This is a genomic window from Mesorhizobium sp. M2A.F.Ca.ET.042.01.1.1 (assembly GCF_003997405.1).
In the GTDB taxonomy this organism is placed as follows: domain Bacteria; phylum Pseudomonadota; class Alphaproteobacteria; order Rhizobiales; family Rhizobiaceae; genus Mesorhizobium.
Window position 1 is genome coordinate 1 of the sequence record NZ_RZRX01000123.1, and the last position, 18014, is coordinate 18014.

Here is an 18014-nt window from a genome sequence, read left to right on the forward strand (position 1 = left end):
TCTCACAGCCGGGGGACAGGGGCCGGACGGGATTCTTGAAACAAGCATCAATCCCAGACGGAAAACCGCTTTGCCTGGAACTGCTTAGGGCCGGCCGTCACGGCCGGCGCCATCTTCAAAGCAGCATCAGCTGCTCGCCGGCGCCGGAGCCTGCGACGAATTGATCGATGCGAAGCTGCCGTCGTTCGGCATTGAGGCCGAGACGCTTGGCCGCGATCTCGAAGCGCCGGCCGATCTGCCAGGCATAGGGTCCGGCGCCTTTCATGCGCTTGCCCCATTCGGAATCGTAATCCTTGCCATCGCGCATCGAGCGGATCAGCGACATCACATGCCGGTAGCGGTCGGGGTAATGCCGCAACAGCCAGTCCTTGAAGATCGGCGCCACTTCCAGCGGCAGGCGCAGGATGACGTATCCGGCCTCCCGGGCGCCGGCGGCCCGCGCCGAATCGAGGATGCGCTCCATCTCCGGATCGTTGAGGCCGGGAATGATCGGCGCCACCATCACCGAGGCCGGGATGCCAGCGTCCGACAATTGCCTGATCGCCTCCAGCCGCTTCGTCGGGGTCGACGCGCGGGGTTCCATGGTGCGGGCCAGCATGCGGTCCATCGTCGTCACCGAAAGCGCCACCTTGGCAAGGCCACGCTCCGCCATGCGCGACAGGATGTCGATGTCGCGCGTCACCAGCGCCGACTTCGTCACGATGCCGACCGGGTGTCCGCGCGCCTCCAGCACCTCGAGGATCTCGCGCATGATCCGGTACTGCTTCTCGATCGGCTGATAGGGATCGGTGTTGGTGCCGATGGCGATGGTGCGCGGCTGGTAGCCCGGCTTCGACAACTCCCTGTCCAGCATGCGCGCCGCATCCGGCTTGGCGAACAGCTTCGATTCGAAATCGAGCCCCGGCGACAGACCCATGAAGGCATGCGTCGGACGGGCGAAACAGTAGACGCAGCCATGCTCGCAGCCGCGATAGGGATTGATCGAACGGTCGAAGGAAATGTCGGGCGACTCGTTGCGGGTAATGATGGTGCGCGGCTTCTCGACCTGCACTTCCGTTTTGAACGGCGGCAACTCCTCCAGCGAGTTCCAGCCGTCGTCGAAGACATGCCGGCTGACCGGCTCGAACCGGCCGGACGGGTTGATGCTGGCCGAGCGCCCGCGATTGCGGTCGGGCCGGACGCGCATGCCGCTCTGCTCTATCATCGCGTTCGCCATCTCGGCTCTGCCCGCTCCGAAAGCGGCAATGTCGGCGCGCACGATCTGTTCCATTTTCGCCCTCTCCCAGGGACTGTCGGCAGGCTGTCGAATCGCTCTGTTCATGAAACTATTCCTATTTTGCCGATGAGAACAAAGCAAGAACTTTTTCGCTTGGCGCGCGCAACTGGCGCATCGCCGCACTTTCCGCTATTCGGCTAGGCATGCTCAGCGTTCTCATCGAGACCCGCAACGACGAAGAGGGACTTGCCCGCACGCTCGCCTCGCTGGTGGGCGGCGCGGTCGAAGGCGTCGTGCGCGACGTCATCGTCTGCGATCAAGGCTCGACCGACCAGACGCATCGGGTGGCCGAGCATGCCGGCTGCCATTATGTGAGCGGTGGGTTGGGCGCCGGCATCGGCCAGGCCAAGGGCGACTGGCTGCTGCTTCTGGAGCCCGGCGCCCGGCTCGCCGAAGGCTGGATCGACGAGGTTGTCGCGCATACGGCAAAGCAAACGATGCCGGCACGCTTTTCACGCGCTCGGTCCGATCGCGCGCCTTTCCTGGCGCGTGTCTTTTCGGGCAATCGGGCGCTCGCCGAGGGTCTCGTCATCAGCAAGCGCCAGGCCTCGGCTCTGGCAAAGAGCGCTCGCGGTGCGGAGGCCCTGGCTCGGGGTCTCGCGACCAGGCGGTTGAACGCCGAAATCTGGGTGGCGCCGCCGAAGTGACGCCTGCGCCCCTTACGAAGTGGGATTGCCGCCGCGCCGAAGATGCTCGTCGAGCCTCGGCATGATCTCGACGAAGTTGCAGGGCATGTGCCGGTAGTCGAGCTGCGCCTTGATGATGCCGTCCCAGGCGTCCTTGCAGGCGCCGGGCGAGCCCGGCAGCACGAAGACGAAGGTGGCGTTGACGACGCCGCCGGTCGCACGGCTCTGGATCGTCGAGGTGCCGATCTTGTCGTAGGAGATGCGGTGGAAGACTTCCGAAAACCCGTCCATGCGCTTTTCGAAGATCGGCTCCAGCGCCTCCGGCGTCACGTCGCGGCCGGTGAAACCGGTGCCGCCGGTGGTGATGACGACGTCGATGTAGTCGTCCTTCGACCAGCCGACGACCTTGTCGCGGATTTTTTCGCGGTCGTCGGTGACGATGTCGCGCGCCGCAAGCACATGGCCGGCTTGCGCGATGCGGTCGGCCAGCGTCTGGCCCGACTTGTCGTCGGCAAGGCCGCGCGTGTCGGATACCGTCAGCACCGCGATGCGCACCGGAATGAAGGGCCGGCTCTCGTCAAGCTTCGCCATCGCTCACCTCCATGCTGCGCGTGGCGGCCACGAACCAGTCGGGATGACGCGCGCGGATCTCGAGCGCAGCGCGCTTGGCGACATTGCCGGTCTCGAACAGGCCGAAGCAGGTGGCGCCCGAGCCGGACATGCGCGCAAAGGCTGCGTCGGCGCGTTTGAGTGCTTTGAGCGCCTCGCCCACCGCAGGTTCGATCGAACTGGCGGCGCCTTCGAGATCGTTGCGGGTCGTTTCCAGCCAGTTGCGGACGGCATGGAAGTCGAGGCGCTTCGGCAGCGGCGGCAGCGCGTCATTGTCGCGACGGGAGAGCGCCTTGAACACGTCCGGTGTCGAGACGGCGATGCCCGGATTGACCAGGACCAGGCCAAGCGCCGGAAACGCGGAGAGCGGCGACACCTCATCGCCGATGCCGCGTGCGATCAGCGGCTTCGACTTCAGGCACATCGGCAGGTCGGCGCCGAGCGAAAGCCCGATCCGGGCCAGCGAAATCTCGTCGATATCGAGCTTCCAGAGCCGCGCCAGGCCGTTGAGCGCGGCTGCCGCGTCGCTGGAGCCGCCGCCGACTCCCGAGGCGATCGGCAGGTTCTTCTCCAGCCGGATGGCGACCGGCGGCGTGCGCTGCGCGCCGGCTTCCCGGCGCAGGGCATCGCGCGCCTTCACCACCAGATTGCCGTCGTCGAGCGGCAGGCCGGCGGCATATCGGCCGGACACCGAGAATTCGTCCTGCTCCGCCGGTTCGATTTCCAACCGGTCGCCGAAGCGTGTGAACACGGCAAGGCTGTCGATGAGATGATAGCCGTCGCCGCGCCGTCCGGTGACATGCAGCGCCAAATTGATCTTGGCCGGCGCGAGCCACGTCCGGACCTCTGTGCCGGGCTCCAGGATGTCGGCTGCTGGCGAGATGGGATCAGTCCTTGGCGAGACGATATTCGCCGGTCTTGGGATCCTTGACCAGCGTGCCCATCGTGCCGTTCGCCGCCTGTTTTTCGGTGCGCCGGATCTTGGCTGTCACGCGCTCAGCCTCGCGCACGAAAGCGCGGTAGCCGAAATAGGCGGCGGCGCCGACAACAGCGAAGAAAATGATCTGCGGCATATCCAAACTCCTCCCGCGTTCTCGCGGCAAGGCCGGCCGATGGGTCGGTCAAGCGATCATGCTAGACGCAATCATGGCTTTTTCAAAGCCCGAAGCGCGCCCACAGCGCGCGTTCTTCCGCCGCATCGAGGACGCCGTTTGCGGCGGCAGCGGCGATATCGGGCGCCGAGAAGCGCGAGCCGAACAGGCCGAAACGGCCGAACAGGCCACGCGGCGCGCTGATCAGTTTGAGCTGCGTCTTGTCGCCGAAACGGGTCTTGAGCACGCTGCGCATGTCGCCCAGCGCATCGACAAGGCCGAGCTCGAGGCCTTTCTTCGCGGTCCAGAACAGGCCGGTGAACAGGTCAGGATCGTCTTTCAGCTTCGAGCCGCGCCGCTCCTTGACGAGGTCGATGAAGGTCTCGTGCACTTCGAGCTGCAACGCCTTCAGCCGCTCGACATCCTCCTTCTTCTCGGGCTTGAACGGATCCAGCACCGCCTTGTTCTGCCCGGCGGTGTGGACGCGCCGCTCGACGCCGATCTTCTTCATCAGCTCGGGGAAGCCGAACGAGGCCGAGACCACGCCGATCGAGCCGACGATCGAGGACGGGTCGGCGAAGATCTCGTCGCCGGCGACCGCGATCATGTAGCCGCCGGAAGCCGCGACATCCTCGACGAAGACCAGCACCTTTTTGTTCTTCTCCGCCGCCAGGTCGCGGATGCGCTTGAAGATCAGCCGCGACTGCACCGGCGAGCCGCCCGGCGAGTTGATCGAGATGGCGACCGCCGGCGCGTCGAAGCCGAACGCCTTTTCGATGAGGCCGGCCGTCGAGGCGAGCGACAGGCTCGGCCGGAACTGGCCGCCGCCGGCCATGATGGTGCCTTGCAGCCGGATGACCGGAATGGTGACGACTGTCGAGCGCCAGGATTTCGGCAGCAGGCGGTTGAAAAGGCGTTTCACGAACGGGTGTCTCCGGACAAGATGCAAAGGAGCAGGGTGAGATCAGGCAAGTCGGTAATGTCTTTCGGGCGCGATGTCACCTTGCCTGCCATGTAGGCATTCGCCGGCCAACGGCAATGCCGCATCGCCGGCCCAGGATCAATCGCCGAACAGCGATGCCAGGCCGTTGTTGATCATTTCCGTCCGCTCCGTCGGCGCGTTGCCGGATGGTCCGTGCAAGGCGAGCGGCGGGCGGATCGACAGTTTCCCGCGCGCCCCGAGCACCGCCCTGACGACGATGCGGATCGCCGCCGCGTCCGGACGCGGATGCACGCACAGCAATTCGGCGTCGCCAAAGCGCCCCTCGATCGCGTCGAGAATGGCAACCAGCTGCTCGGGCCGGGCGATGACGGCCAGCCCGCCGCGCGGCTTGGCGACGGCGGCGGCACTCCTGATCCAGCTTTCGAACAGCCCGTCCTCCGCCACATGCGCCTGCCGGCGCAGCGCGTCTGGCGTCGAGCGGTCCTGCGCCGCGTTGAAAGGCGGGTTCATGATGACGAAGTCGAAGGAATTGTTGGCGAGCCCGGCCTCAGCGCGCGCCCGGCCGGTCAGCGTCACGTCGGCCGTAAGCACCGAAGCGCGGTCGCCGAGATGCGCATTGCCGGGATGCGAAAGCGTGGCGGCGGCGAACCCAGCCATTTCGGTCGAGCGCTCGATGAGCACGGCCCGGGCCGTCGGGCAGCGCGACAGCACGGCAAGCGCGGCAGCACCAGCCCCGGCGCCGAAATCGGCGAGCCGGCCGGAAAAACCGGACGGCACGGCGGCCGCCAGCATCATGGCGTCCATGCCGGCGCGATGGCCGCCCTGGCTTGGCTGCACCAGCCAGAAGCGGCCGCGATGGAAGGCATCGACCGTGTGCGCCGGCGTATCTGGGGCGGTCGTCGCTGCCATTATTTCTGGCGGATCTCGTTTTCGATGCCGGCATCCTTGAGGATGCGGCGCGCCACGTCGGCCTTGTCGGCGTCGACCATGACACGCTTCTGCAAAAGGCCGATCGACCCCTCCAGCACGCTCATATTCTGGTCGGCGACGAAACAGGCGATGCCGGCGTCGCGCATCAGCGATTCGACAAAGGAGATCACGACGGCGTCATTGGTGCGGACAAGCTCGATCATGGAATGAAAATCGCAGGTTGCGGCGTTCGTGTAAACGTGCGGGTAAACACAGCGTCGGCAGAGCGCGCCAATTCGCCTCTTGCCGTGCCCGGTTATGCCGCCCTAGAGTCAGCGCGGGATCAAGGGTGCCGTGGCGCGCGCTGCACGTGCGCGTCAATGTAGACGGGAGTTGTCGTGGTGGGTGTCGTTCTCAACATCGAAGGCAAGCGGGAACCCGCTTCCATCAAGGATCTGATCGATCTGACGGCCGCCGACATGGGACGCGTCAATGAGCTGATCCTGTCAAAGGCCGGCTCCGACGTCGAGATGATCCCGGAGATCGCCAACCACCTGATCTCTTCCGGCGGCAAGCGGCTCAGGCCCATGCTGACGTTGGCCGCCGCGCAGATGTTCGGCTATTCGGGCGAAGGCCATGTCAAGCTCGCGACCGCGGTCGAGTTCATGCACACGGCGACGCTTCTGCATGACGACGTGGTCGACGAGAGCGCCTTGCGCCGCGGCAAGAAGACGGCGCGCATGATCTGGGGCAACCAGGCGAGCGTTCTGGTCGGCGATTTCCTGCTCGGCCAGGCTTTCCGCATGATGGTCGAGGTCGGCTCGCTGGAAGCCCTCGACATCCTGTCGGCCGCCGCCTCCATCATCGCCGAGGGCGAGGTGATGCAGCTTGCCGCCGCCAAGAACCTCGACACCACCGAGGACGAGCATTTCGCCGTCATCAAGGCCAAGACCGCGGCGCTGTTCTCGGCCGCCGCCGAAGTCGGGCCGGTGATCGCCCAAGCTTCGCGCACCGACCGCGCCGCATTGCGCTCCTACGGCATGAATCTCGGCCTCGCCTTCCAACTCATCGACGATGCGCTGGATTATGGCGGCTCCAGCAAGGATCTCGGCAAGAATGTCGGCGACGATTTCCGCGAGGGCAAGGTGACGCTGCCGGTGATCCTCGCCTACCGACGCGGCACCAAGGCCGAGCGCAGCTTCTGGAAGCGCGCCATCGAGGAGAACGTCACCGACGATGCCGGGCTCGAAAAGGCGATCGGTCTGATGGCCCGCCACGGCGCCATCGCCGACACAATCGGCCGCGCCCGCCATTTCGGCGAGATCGCCCGTGATGCGCTGGCGCCGCTGGAGGCGACGCCGCAGAAGTCGGCGCTGATCGACGTCATCGATTTCTGCATCAGCCGGGTGAGCTGAGCCTGCTTGGCTCCCTGCCTGGCTGGCATCCGCCGGGCAGGGCGCTTGTGAATCCCGCTTTGGCCGCCTCGACAAAAGGCGGTTGGCCAAATTATCTATAAATATGGCCAGCACAGAAGACACGATCGCCGTCCGCATCAGCAAGGAGCTGGCGGATCGCATCATTTCGGGCGCGATCGAGCCCGGGTCGCGGCTGCGCCAGGACCATGTCGCCGAGGAATTCAACACCAGCCATGTCCCGGTGCGCGAGGCCTTTCGCCGCCTGGAGGCTCAAGGCCTGGCGATCAGCGAGCCCAGGCGCGGCGTGCGCGTCGCCGCCTTCGATCTCGGCGAGGTCAGGGAGGTGGCCGAGATGCGCGCCGCGCTGGAAGTGCTGGCGCTGCGCCATGCCGCGCCGCATCTGACGGCATCGATCCTCGACCAGGCCGAGGAGGCGACAAAGGCCGGCGACAAATCCCGCGACGTCCGCTCCTGGGAAGAGGCCAACCGCACCTTCCACCGGCTGATCCTGGCGCCCTGCAAGATGCCGCGCCTGCTCTCCACCATCGACGACCTGCATGCGGCGAGCGCCCGGTTCCTGTTCGCGGCCTGGCGCTCGGAATGGGAGACCCGCACCGACCAGGATCACCGCGCGATCCTAAGCGCGCTACGGCAAGGCAACACCGAATCGGCCGCCGCGACGCTCGGCCGCCACGTGCAATGGATCGGCCAGAAGCCGGTCAAGACCGCCTCCGGCCGCACCCGCGACGCCTTCGCGATCGTGGGGTAGCGATCGGCGATCAGCCGAGGGCCCCTCAACTTCGTCATCCACGGGCGGAGCGGGAGCGAAGCGGACGCGGAGACCCGAGGATCCATGCCGTTACCTCGATCGTAGAGTGCGGCGGAGCAGAATTCTGCACCGTAGGCAAAGCGTCGATGTAACGGAATGGATTCCAGGGTCTGCGCGCGTCGCTTCGCTCCTTGCTCCGCCCTGGAATGACGAATTCGAGGGCAGGCGCTTGCCAACCGTTTCAAAATATGAATTCGATAATAGATGAAGTTCAAAAATTATCTATAATTTCGCACCAACCAAGGAAGACACCGTGACCAACGCAGCCATTTCGACCCAAAAACCCTCCTTCAGCCCGCTCAAGCTGCACAGCCGTTCGCTCGCCTGGCAGATCGGCGCCGTCATTATCGGCTCGCTGTTCCTGGCGCTGTCCTCCTACGTCGAGGTGCCGATGGTGCCGGTTCCGGTGACCATGCAGACCTTCGCCGTCACGCTGGTCGGCGCGCTTTACGGCTGGCGCTTCGGCGCGCTGACCGTTGCCGCCTGGCTGGTCGAAGGCGCGGCAGGGTTTCCGGTGCTGGCCGGCGGTGCCGCCGGCGTGCAGCATTTCGTCGGTCCGACCGGCGGCTACCTCTTCGCTTTCCCGGTCGTCGGCGCCGTCGTCGGCTGGCTGGCCGAACGTGGCTGGAACGGCAACCGCGTCATGCTTGCCTTCGCCGCCATGCTCATCGGCAACCTGCTCTGCCTGGTCCTGGGCACCGCCTGGCTTGCCGTGATGATCGGCGCCGAGAAGGCGATCACCTTCGGCTTCCTGCCCTTCATCGTCGGCGGCCTGCTCAAGTCGGCGCTGGGCGCGGCGACGCTGAAGCTGTTTCGGGCAACCGGCCGGCCGATCCCCGGTAAGCCGTCGGGCGGACGACCGAACCCGGATGACCGTCAGGCTGCGCGCCCATCATCTGCTCTGCCTGCTGACCTATGTCGGCAAGGGTTACTCGCCGGCCTTCACCGCCAACTATGACGTTGTGGTGGAGCGCCTGGCCGGCGGCGAGGATGTTTTGATCGTTTCCGGCCCGGACGACATCTGCGCGCCGCTGCTCAATGAGTCAGAGCCGCACTGCCTGGGCGAAAGCGCTGCCGGGCGGGATGCCGTCGCGGCGCAGGACGTCGCCGATCTTCTCGGTCGGCCGCTCCCGGCCGGCGCCCGGCTCGAGCTCGATGCCGCAACCCTCGCGCGCATGCGCGAGGCGTTTTCGTCCGGCCTGACGCGCAAGGCGTGCCCGGGCTGCGAGTGGTTCGAGCTGTGCGGCGCGGTCGCGGCGAGCGGCTTTCACGGAACGCGCATTTAGACGGATGTGGCGAAATTCGGCCGTCGATCCGCATATCTTCGCTGACTGGCATCGTTTTTTAAGCCGGATGATCGCATTGTGATTCGCTCGGCGATTGAAGCCCGACCCCAAAAAGGCCATGCTTTGGCCGGAAAAGATCGAGTCTATGGGCGGTCCGCCAAGGGCGGGATCGCATCTGGCTGAAAGGGATACGATGCGGCAAGGACGTGCACGCTGGCTGACGAGGCTGGCATTTTTGACCGGAGTGGCGCTCTGGGTGCTGCCGGTCCAGGCCAAGGAAGAAGCCCAACCGCTGCAGATCACGTCTTTCTCGGGCGCCTATCTTGCGGCCCATATCGCCGAAAGCGACAACGACCTCGACGACGCGATCGCCTATTACAAGCAGGCACTGGCCTTTGCCCCCGATGACAAGGATCTGCAGCAGAGCCTGATGCTGGCGCTGGTCTCGCAGGGCCGCTTTGAGGAATCGCTGGTCTATGCCGACAAGCTGAAGGAAGTGCCCGATGTCGAGCGCTTCTCGCGCCTGGCGCTGGCCATCGATTCCTTCCACAAGAAAGACTACGCAAAGGCGCAGTACTGGCTGAAGCTGTCGCTCGAATCCGATCTCGACCGGCTGCTTTCCGGCGTCATGGACGGCTGGGCCAAGCAGGGCGCCGGCAACGCGTCCGAGGCCATGGACGCCATCGACAAGCTGAAAGGCCCCGATTGGTTCGGTCTGTTCAAGTCGTTCCACCGCGCGCTGATCGCCGATGCCGCCGGCCTCAGCGACAAGGCCGATGCGATCTACGCCGCCACCTTGGCCGACACCGCGGCCGGCGGCTCCGCGCCCGAAACCTGGATGCGCAATGCCCAGGCCTATGCCTCCTTCCTCGCCCGCAAGGGCGACAAGTCGAAGGCCGAGGCGGTGTTGAACCAGGCCGAAGCCTTCGCGCCGGGCAAGCTCGAGATCACCACGCTGCGCGACCGTATCGCCAAGGGCGACAAGATCGAACCGCTGGTCGCCGGCCCGGCCGACGGCGCGTCCGAAATCCTGCTCGACCTTGCCACCGCGCTCAACCGCGGCGGCGGCGAGCCTTTCGTGCGGCTCTATTTGCAATACGCGCTGGCGCTGAAGCCGGACAGCGATGCGGCCCTTGTGCAGCTTGCCGCCGTTGCCGAGCAGCTGAAGGACGGCGAGGGCGCGGTCGCGCTCTATCGCCGCATTCCGGCATCCTCGCCGCTGAAAGAGCTGTCGGACCTGCAGATCGGCCTCAACCTTGCCGATCTCGACAAGCATGACGAGGCGATTTCCCACCTCAAGGCCTATCTCGACAAGCACCCGGACGACATGCGCGCCTATCTGGCGCTTGGCGGCGTCTATGGCTCGAAGGAAGATTTCCGTTCGGCCGCCAATCTCTACGACAAGGCCGTCGAGCAGCTGAAGTCGCCGACCGCTGCCAACTGGAACATCTTCTACCAGCGCGGCATCGCCTATGAGCGGCTGAAGGAATGGCCGAAGGCCGAACCCAATTTCCGCAAGGCGCTGGAGCTGCAGCCCGACCAGCCCCAGGTCATGAACTATCTCGGCTATTCCTGGGTCGACATGAACATGAACCTCAAGGAAGGCCTGGCGATGATCCAGAAGGCCGTGGATCTGCGGCCGAACGACGGCTACATCGTCGATTCGCTCGGCTGGGCCTATTTCCGCATGGGCCGCTTCGACGACGCCGTGCGCGAGATGGAGCGCGCCGTCTCACTGAAGCCGGAGGATCCGGTCCTCAACGACCATCTCGGCGATGCCTACTGGCGCGTCGGCCGCAAGCTCGAGGCCACCTATCAGTGGACCCAGGCGCGCGACCTAAAGCCCGATCCGGATGTGCTTGCCACCCTGCAGCAGAAGCTGCTCAAGGGCCTGCCGCCGATCGAATCCAACACAGCGCAGGAAACCCCGAAGGTGAAACCGGATCCGACCCCCGCACCCAAGGGCTGAGCGTTGCGCCAGCGTACAAGACGACGGGGCTCATCGAGCCCCGTTTTCGTTTCGGCTCGGCGTCCGCTGAGCTTGGGCCTCCCCTGAACATCGGCAAGCGCCAGTTCCCCGGCGGGGAAGTGTCGACCTTGTAGCTGCGGTTGCTCGGCAGCCGCGTGCGTTGGCGATTGGCCGAAACACCCATCGCGATCGTCATTCCACGGGCGGAGCAAGGAGCGAAGCGACGCGCGCAGACCCGAGGATCCATGCCGTGACTTGGAAGCGCCGCCACGGTGCAGAATTCTGCTCCGTTGCACGCCTTGGCGAAGGTAACGGCATGGATTCCAGGGTCTCCGCGACGGAGCTTCGCTCCTGCTCCGCCCTGGAATGACGATCGCGTTGGGCGTTTCGGCCAATCTCCAACGCATGCCACCTGCCAACGCAAGCGGAGCCGAAGGTCAAAATCCCTGTGTCCAGGAGCTAAAACATCTTTCTGTACACCACGAACCCGGACTTCTCGGCGACCTTGTCGTAGAGCTGCATCGCGGTGTGGTTCGTCTCATGCGTCAGCCAGTAGACGCGGTTCGCGCCCGCTTCACGGGCGCGTTCGTAGACGCCTTCGATCAGCGCCCGGCCGACACCCTGGCCACGCGCGGCCCGCGTGGTGAAGAGATCCTGCAGGTAGCAGCTCGGCGCGATCGACGTCGTAGAGCGGTGATAGAGATAGTGGACTAGGCCGAGCAGGCTGCCTTCGCGCTCTGCCACCAGCGCATGCACCGGCTCATAGGCGTCGAAGAAGCGCGACCAGGTCATCTGCGTGATCTCGCCGGCAAGGGCCGTCGGGCCGGAGCGCCCGTAAAACGCGTTGTAGCCGTCCCACAGCGGCAGCCATTGCTCGTAATCCTGCCTTGTGACGGGGCGGACGGTAAGTTGACCGGACATGGCGAAACCTCTGTCGTTGACGTGGAACGGAGCAAACGGCGACCGCCGCTCGACGGCAATGGGCCAGCCTGCCGCAAAGCTTTCCGCCTTCCCGGACGCGAGCCACTGCCTTGACGCTCGCCGGCCCGGCAACTAGGGAAGCGTCATCCTGCGCTTTCCGAGGCCGCCGTGACCATCGAGATCCCTGCCCATATGCATCCCAGCCGCTCCTTCCAGGGGCTGATCCTGACCTTGCACAATTACTGGGCCGACTATGGTTGCCTCATCCTGCAGCCCTACGACATGGAAGTCGGCGCCGGCACTTTCCATCCGGCGACGACCTTGCGAGCGCTGGGTCCGCTGCGCTGGAACGCCGCTTACGTCCAGCCCTCGCGCCGGCCGAAGGACGGCCGCTACGGCGAGAACCCCAACCGGCTGCAGCACTATTACCAGTACCAGGTGATCCTGAAGCCCAATCCGCCGAACCTGCAGGAGCTTTATCTCGGCTCGCTCGAGGCGATCGGCGTCGACCCGCTGCTGCACGACATCCGCTTCGTCGAGGACGATTGGGAAAGTCCCACGCTTGGTGCCTGGGGGCTCGGCTGGGAATGCTGGTGCGACGGCATGGAAGTCTCGCAGTTCACCTATTTCCAGCAGGTCTGCGGCATCGAATGCGCGCCGGTGGCGGGCGAGCTGACCTACGGCCTGGAGCGGCTCGCCATGTATGTGCAGGGCGTCGACAATGTCTACGACCTGAACTTCAACGGCCGCGAGGGCGCCGAGAAGGTCACCTACGGCGATGTCTTCCTGCAGGCCGAGCAGGAATATTCGCGCCACAATTTCGAATTCGCCAACACCGCGATGCTGTTGAGGCATTTCGAGGACGCCGAGGCCGAGTGCAAGGCGCTGCTCGATGCCGGCACGCCCAAGCCGAGCGACAATCTTCCGATGCACCGAATGGTCTTCCCGGCCTACGACCAGTGCATCAAGGCAAGCCATGTCTTCAACCTGCTCGACGCGCGCGGCGTGATCTCGGTCACCGAGCGGCAAAGCTATATCCTGCGCGTGCGCAATCTGGCCAAGGCGTGCGGCGAGGCGTTCCTCAAGACGCGGGCTGGGGGGCTGGCGGCGGCTTAGAGCAATTCCAGGAAAAATGCGTAGCGGTTTTCCGTCCGGAATTGCGTCAAAACAAGATAGAGGCCGGTACGGCTTTCACGGTCTCGGCGGCGGCGCCGACCGGCAACGCGATCTGCGCGGTCGCGCCGTCGATCGTGCGCATGGCCTGCCTGACCCCCGGCATCGTGATCACGCCGTGCATCTGGGCGGCGAAGCAGGCGCTGAGCGCCAGGATCTGCAGGGTTCTCGATGCCGTCTTCATCGTCGTTCAGCCAATAGGTCTCTGCCTGAGCGTGTGTCGCTTCAGCGCAGCGTTCGGTTCATGGGAAGTTCTGCTCCGAGGACGACCGACCTCGCTGCGTCCCGACAGCGGATCGGAAAATTCCGTGAAATCGCTTGAAGAGGCGATCTCCTAGCGGGGTGACAGCGGCCGGCCGAGTTGCTATTTCCCGCCCATTCGTGACGGCGCTGACGCGCCGGCCCTCCCCATCAAGGGGAGGGTGGGAGCCTAATCATGCCTGACCTACTGCTAGAACTTCGCTCGGAAGAGATTCCCGCCCGCATGCAGCGCAAGGCTGCCGGCGACCTCAGGAAGATGCTGACCGACGGTCTGGTCGAGGCGGGTCTCACCTATGAGGCGGCGCGCGAATATTGGACGCCGCGACGCCTGGCGCTCGACATCCGCGGCCTGACGGCGCGCTCCAAGGACATTCGCGAGGAGATCAAGGGTCCCTCGACGACGGCACCCGAGCAAGCGGTGCAAGGCTTCCTGCGCAAGGCCGGGCTTTCGTCGATCGCCGAGGCGCATGTTCATTCCGACCCGAAGAAGGGCGACTTCTACGTCGCCCATATCTCGAAGCCGGGCAGGGCGGCCGAAGAGATCATCGCCGAGCTGGTGCCGGGCATCATCAAAAGCTTCCCCTGGCCGAAATCGATGCGCTGGGGGCCAGCCTCGGCGAAACCCGGCTCGCTGCGCTGGGTGCGGCCGCTTCAATCGATCGTCTGCACCTTCGGCCCGGAGACCGAGGAGCCGGTGGTGGTCGATTTCGAGATCGACGGCATCCGCGCCGGCAACGTCACCTATGGCCATCGCTTCCATGCGCCGGGCCCGATCACCGTGCGCCGCTTCGACGACTATGTGGCGAAGCTCGAAGCGGCCAAGGTCGTGCTCGATGCCGACCGGCGCAAGGAGATCATCCTGCACGACGCCCGCAATCTCGCCTTCGCCAACGGACTTGATCTCGTCGAGGACGATGGCCTGCTGGAGGAAGTCTCCGGCCTGGTCGAATGGCCGGTCGTGCTGATGGGCGAATTCGAGCAGGATTTCCTCACCATTCCGGGCGAGGTCATCCGCCTCACCATCCGCGCCAACCAGAAATGCTTCGTCACCCGGCCGCAGGGCGCGGGCGAGGATCTTTCGAACCGCTTCATCCTGGTCGCCAACATCGAGGCGAACGATGGCGGCAAGGAGATCGCCTATGGCAACGGCAAGGTGGTGCGGGCGCGCCTGTCCGACGCGCTCTATTTCTGGAAGACCGACCAGAGCGACCTGCCGGACCTCGATCAGTTAACGCAATCGGCGGCGAAGTTCGACCTGGATTTGAGGAAGCCGCTCGACCAACGCATGGCGCGGCTCGATCATCTGAACGTCACTTTCCATGCAAAGCTCGGCACGCAGGGGCAGCGGGTTGCACGCATCAAGCGGCTGGCCGAGGAACTGGCGCCGACGGTCGCGAAGTCGATCTCCCCCCTTGAGGGGGAGATGGCCGGCAGGCCAGAGGGGGTCGCCGCGCGTGAAGCGCCAGCGTCTTCCGCGGCGAGGGATAGCGTCGGCGCTCTACGTGAGACGACCCCCTTTGTCGCCTTCGGCGACATCTCCCCCTCAAGGGGGGGGATTACCGCGCTTGTCACCCGCGCGGCGGTGCTCGCCAAGGCCGATCTGCAGACCGAGGTGGTAGGCGAGTTTCCGGAATTGCAAGGCGCCATGGGTCGCAAATACGCGCTTCTGCAGGGCGAGGATGCATCCGTGGCCGCGGCCGCCGAGGAACACTACAAGCCGCAGGGTCCTTCCGACCGCGTGCCGACCGATCCTGTCTCGATTGCCGTTGCGCTTGCCGACAAGCTCGACACGCTGGCCGGCTTCTGGGCGATCGATGAAAAGCCTACGGGCAGCAAGGATCCGTTCGCTCTGCGCCGAGCAGCACTTGGCGTGGTCAGGATCCTCATAGAGAACCGTATCCGTCTGGCGTTGACGTCCGTCTTCGCCAAGGCCATCGCGAACTTCAAAGGCGGCACAGATCAGTCCTCTGACCTTCTCGCCTTCTTCCACGATCGCCTGAAAGTCTATCTGCGTGAAAGCGGTGCACGGCATGACTTGATCGACGCCGTGCTGTCGGCAGGTTCGCGCCCAATCTCCCCCCTTGTGGGGGAGATGTCGGGGAAGCCGACAGAGGGGGGCGCTGTCCCGCCGGCCTCTCATTCTGTCGCGCCCCCCTCTGCCCTGCCGGGCATCTCCCCCACAAGGGGGGAGATCGGCCAATCGCCGAACGACGATCTCCTGCAGATCGTGCACCGCGTCGAGGCGCTGGGCTCCTTGCTCGACACCGACGAGGGCAAGGACCTGCTCGCCGGCACCAAGCGAGCCGCCAACATCCTGGCGGCGGAAGAGAAGAAGAAAACGGCCGTGGCCGAGACCGTTGAGCCGGCGCTGTTCCGCGAAGACGCGGAAAAGAAGCTCTATGCCGCGGTGAATCAGGCCGAGAAGGAAGCCGGCCAAGCAATTCAAAACGAAGATTTTTCCGCCGCCATGCTGGCGCTTAGCGTGTTGCGCGAACCGGTTGATTCATTTTTTGAAGGTGTTCTCGTGAATGATGAGGACCAGGCCGTGCGCGCCAACCGCCTGGCGCTGCTTGCCCGCATCCGCGCCGCCACCGACCAGGTCGCGGATTTTTCTAAAATCGTCGGCTGACGGCTCGAAAAAACGCGCGTTCGGCGCTGCCCGCATCCGCCAGGGTGCGGGCAGGCTTCAACAATTCTGCGCTCGAAACTTAATGCGTCGGAGCCGGCTTACAGTCATACGGCGATGACCTCCGCGTGGGAGAACCGATGCATGTCGCCCGGAACTGTGCAGCGGTTCCGGGACAACGACATGCATCAGACAAAAGACGTTCCCAAACCACGGAGGCATGCCATGAATTCCGTTGACGATATCGACCTGATTGAAGAGACCCCGGCCGCCGCCGAGGCCGTCGAACCCGCTTCCGACGACATCCTCGACCATGCTGCCGCCGCGGCGGTCGAAGCCGCCGACCTGTCCGAGGACGACGAGGAAGACGGCGAGGACGAAGACAGCGACGACGATGACGCTGACGAGGAGGCCACTGCATCGGCGGACGACAAGTCGGAAGACGAGGATGAAGACGGCGATGAGGATGAAGACAACGCCGACGAAGACGATGATAAGGAAGAAGCGGCCTGAGCCGTTTGCAGTCGTTTGAAGAATGAAGGGCGGCGCGTTTCGCGTCGCCCTTTCTTCGTCAGGCTAGCCTGATCGGCCCTCCAGGAAGAATGGCCCGTTGATCAGGAAGATTGACGCCTCAATCTTCCAGGATGCTCACGCGCACGCTGTCGGAGTAGACATCCACCTCGATCAGCGGCTCGCCATTGACGATGGCGCGCCTCGTGGCGCTGCTCATGGCGCCGCCGCGTTCCAGCATGCGCTGCAGGTCGGCGCGCGAGCCGTCGCTGCGGAACCAGGGATCGCCCTGATCGTCGCTGTCGCGCCGATGGAACTTGTGCCAGTTGGCGCGGTCCTGCCGCACCACCTGCGCCGCGCTGCTCAGCGGATAGCCGTCGCTGGCGCGATGATCGCGATCGGAAATCCGCGCGACGTAAGAGCCGAGCATGTCGTCGGCTCGCGCCGAACCCGCGACCAGCGCTGTTGCAGCCACCAGTCCGGCAACGGCGATTGCTTTCGAAACAGTCATGAAACCCCCATTGAAACGCCAGCGCGATAGTGCCCGATCCGGATGACGGGAATCGGACAGCGAGAGCAATTCCAGGAAAAGTGTGAAACGGTCAGGCTCGGCGACTTCGCCGTAGCCCCCGTCCGGAATTGCGTCCCGACAAACAGCGCCTAGCACATCGAAGCGGTATCGAGTGTGATCTACATCGCCTTGCCGACGCGCGGCAGCGGCTGGGCATTTTTCGGCTGAGCGCCGCCCGACGCATTGGCTGTCGCGGTGGGCTGGCTGCCGGCCTTGTCGTTGCCCTTCGAAGCGGAGGCAGTGCCGTTGGCAGGCGTTGCCGGCGAAGTGCCGTTTGCCGGCGCGGCCGCGGTTGTGGTTGCCGGTGCCGTGGGCTTCGACGCCGCGGTCGCCGCGGGCGTTGCGAAGGCGCCGCCGACGATGCCGCCGCGGATGATCATCGGCGCCGGCTGATGCCCGGACTTTTCGGGAATAGCCGCGACCTTTTCGTCGGTGACGGCGGGCACGGGGTCGCCCAGCGCAATCATCGATGGCACGGAGAGCGCCGACAGCTTGGCCGGATCGATCGCTTCCAGCCTGACCACCGAAGGCGTTGAGGTCGAGACGCCGAGCACGATGATCGACGACGCATGCGCCGCACCGTTCATCGCCAAAAGGCCGATGCCGAACGCTCCGAACAAACGCATTACAAAAACCCCCAGCCGCAACCATACCGGTCCGCACCTTAAGGCCGGCAAATTGAAGCCGGCTTGCGCGGAAACTTAACATTTTAGGGATTGATAAATCGCCAATGCCCGCCCTTGCCCGATGGAAGCCGCCGTATTACGGGACCGGCATGTCTAAAGCGCGTCGCGTTGAAACGGATTCAATCGACGCGCTTTAGGTTTTGTTTCATGCATGTTGTTGTCCCAAAACCGCTGCACACTTTTGGGCAACATGCATCAGGACTGGTGGCAAATTTGGCTGAGATATTGGCGGTTGGCGAGGCGCTTGAGCGGGCTTTGGCGTTGCTTAAAGCCGGCGACGTCGTCGCTATCCCGACCGAGACGGTTTACGGCC

The 18014-nt window shown here is 64.8% G+C and carries 19 protein-coding genes and 1 pseudogene; 9 read left to right on the forward strand and 11 right to left on the reverse strand.

From position 1 onward, the window contains the following. Positions 1–115 precede the first annotated feature (115 nt). Positions 116–1270: a PA0069 family radical SAM protein gene (locus EOA23_RS19215; protein WP_127305302.1), complete on the reverse strand. Its 1155-nt coding sequence runs from the start codon at positions 1268–1270 to the stop codon at positions 116–118. A 149-nt stretch (positions 1271–1419) separates the two neighbouring features. Here EOA23_RS19215 and EOA23_RS19220 point away from each other — a divergent pair, with 149 nt between their 5' ends. Next, the gene (locus tag EOA23_RS19220) at positions 1420–1923 is read left to right on the forward strand and encodes a glycosyltransferase (protein ID WP_127305303.1); all 504 of its coding nucleotides are present in this window, start codon (positions 1420–1422) and stop codon (positions 1921–1923) included. 12 nt (positions 1924–1935) lie between these two features. Here EOA23_RS19220 and moaB read toward each other — a convergent pair whose 3' ends face one another. The 6 genes from moaB to EOA23_RS19250 all read right to left on the reverse strand — a co-directional run bounded on the left by moaB (position 1936) and on the right by EOA23_RS19250 (position 5678). Then, positions 1936–2493, reverse strand: a complete 558-nt coding sequence (gene moaB / locus EOA23_RS19225) for a molybdenum cofactor biosynthesis protein B (protein WP_127305304.1) — start codon at positions 2491–2493, stop codon at positions 1936–1938. After that, on the reverse strand, positions 2480–3373 hold the full coding sequence (locus EOA23_RS19230) for a 4-(cytidine 5'-diphospho)-2-C-methyl-D-erythritol kinase (RefSeq protein WP_127305305.1): 894 nt from the start codon (positions 3371–3373) through the stop codon (positions 2480–2482). Before EOA23_RS19230 ends, moaB begins: the two co-directional genes overlap by 14 nt. Positions 3374–3398: 25 nt before the next feature. Then, positions 3399–3584, reverse strand: coding sequence for a membrane protein (locus EOA23_RS19235; protein ID WP_027164591.1), 186 nt, complete (start codon positions 3582–3584; stop codon positions 3399–3401). A gap of 82 nt (positions 3585–3666) precedes the next feature. After that, positions 3667–4524, reverse strand: a complete 858-nt coding sequence (locus EOA23_RS19240) for a S49 family peptidase (protein WP_127305306.1) — start codon at positions 4522–4524, stop codon at positions 3667–3669. A gap of 138 nt (positions 4525–4662) precedes the next feature. After that, positions 4663–5454: a methyltransferase gene (locus EOA23_RS19245; protein WP_127305307.1), complete on the reverse strand. Its 792-nt coding sequence runs from the start codon at positions 5452–5454 to the stop codon at positions 4663–4665. After that, positions 5454–5678, reverse strand: coding sequence for a DUF2007 domain-containing protein (locus EOA23_RS19250; protein WP_040991013.1), 225 nt, complete (start codon positions 5676–5678; stop codon positions 5454–5456). The genes EOA23_RS19245 and EOA23_RS19250 overlap by 1 nt, the downstream gene beginning before the upstream one ends. Positions 5679–5855: 177 nt before the next feature. Here EOA23_RS19250 and EOA23_RS19255 point away from each other — a divergent pair, with 177 nt between their 5' ends. The 5 genes and pseudogenes from EOA23_RS19255 (at position 5856) to EOA23_RS19275 (ending at position 10953) form a co-directional block, all read left to right on the forward strand. Beyond that, on the forward strand, positions 5856–6869 hold the full coding sequence (locus EOA23_RS19255) for a polyprenyl synthetase family protein (RefSeq protein WP_127305317.1): 1014 nt from the start codon (positions 5856–5858) through the stop codon (positions 6867–6869). Between the two features lie 103 nt (positions 6870–6972). Next, positions 6973–7638, forward strand: a complete 666-nt coding sequence (locus EOA23_RS19260; protein WP_127305308.1) for a GntR family transcriptional regulator — start codon at positions 6973–6975, stop codon at positions 7636–7638. 313 nt (positions 7639–7951) lie between these two features. Continuing rightward, positions 7952–8506 (forward strand): annotated as a pseudogene (locus tag EOA23_RS19265) (biotin transporter BioY); the annotation flags it as partial. A gap of 61 nt (positions 8507–8567) precedes the next feature. Continuing rightward, positions 8568–8984, forward strand: a complete 417-nt coding sequence (locus tag EOA23_RS19270) for a DUF1284 domain-containing protein (RefSeq protein WP_127305310.1) — start codon at positions 8568–8570, stop codon at positions 8982–8984. A gap of 193 nt (positions 8985–9177) precedes the next feature. Beyond that, positions 9178–10953 (forward strand): tetratricopeptide repeat protein, encoded by a 1776-nt coding sequence (locus EOA23_RS19275; protein ID WP_127305311.1) that lies wholly within the window; start codon positions 9178–9180, stop codon positions 10951–10953. 459 nt (positions 10954–11412) lie between these two features. Here EOA23_RS19275 and EOA23_RS19280 read toward each other — a convergent pair whose 3' ends face one another. Beyond that, a complete protein-coding gene (locus EOA23_RS19280) occupies positions 11413–11874 on the reverse strand; it encodes a GNAT family N-acetyltransferase (protein WP_126062262.1) in 462 nt (153 codons plus the stop codon). Between the two features lie 192 nt (positions 11875–12066). On the opposite strand from EOA23_RS19280, the gene EOA23_RS19285 reads away from it, so the two are divergent. After that, positions 12067–12990, forward strand: coding sequence for a glycine--tRNA ligase subunit alpha (locus tag EOA23_RS19285; RefSeq protein ID WP_189341644.1), 924 nt, complete (start codon positions 12067–12069; stop codon positions 12988–12990). Positions 12991–13036: 46 nt separating this feature from the next. On the opposite strand, the gene EOA23_RS19290 is transcribed toward EOA23_RS19285, so the two are convergent. Continuing rightward, positions 13037–13231: a hypothetical protein gene (locus EOA23_RS19290; RefSeq protein ID WP_127305312.1), complete on the reverse strand. Its 195-nt coding sequence runs from the start codon at positions 13229–13231 to the stop codon at positions 13037–13039. Positions 13232–13483: 252 nt separating this feature from the next. Here EOA23_RS19290 and glyS point away from each other — a divergent pair, with 252 nt between their 5' ends. After that, on the forward strand, positions 13484–15937 hold the full coding sequence (glyS, locus tag EOA23_RS19295) for a glycine--tRNA ligase subunit beta (RefSeq protein WP_127305313.1): 2454 nt from the start codon (positions 13484–13486) through the stop codon (positions 15935–15937). Positions 15938–16159: 222 nt separating this feature from the next. After that, entirely contained in the window at positions 16160–16447 is a 288-nt protein-coding gene (locus EOA23_RS19300; protein WP_127305314.1) for an ATPase, read from the forward strand. 118 nt (positions 16448–16565) lie between these two features. On the opposite strand, the gene EOA23_RS19305 is transcribed toward EOA23_RS19300, so the two are convergent. Continuing rightward, positions 16566–16955 (reverse strand): hypothetical protein, encoded by a 390-nt coding sequence (locus EOA23_RS19305; protein ID WP_127305315.1) that lies wholly within the window; start codon positions 16953–16955, stop codon positions 16566–16568. A 179-nt stretch (positions 16956–17134) separates the two neighbouring features. Continuing rightward, complete coding sequence (locus EOA23_RS19310; protein ID WP_127305316.1) at positions 17135–17641, reverse strand: hypothetical protein; 507 nt, start codon at positions 17639–17641, stop codon at positions 17135–17137. Positions 17642–18014: the final 373 nt, after the last annotated feature.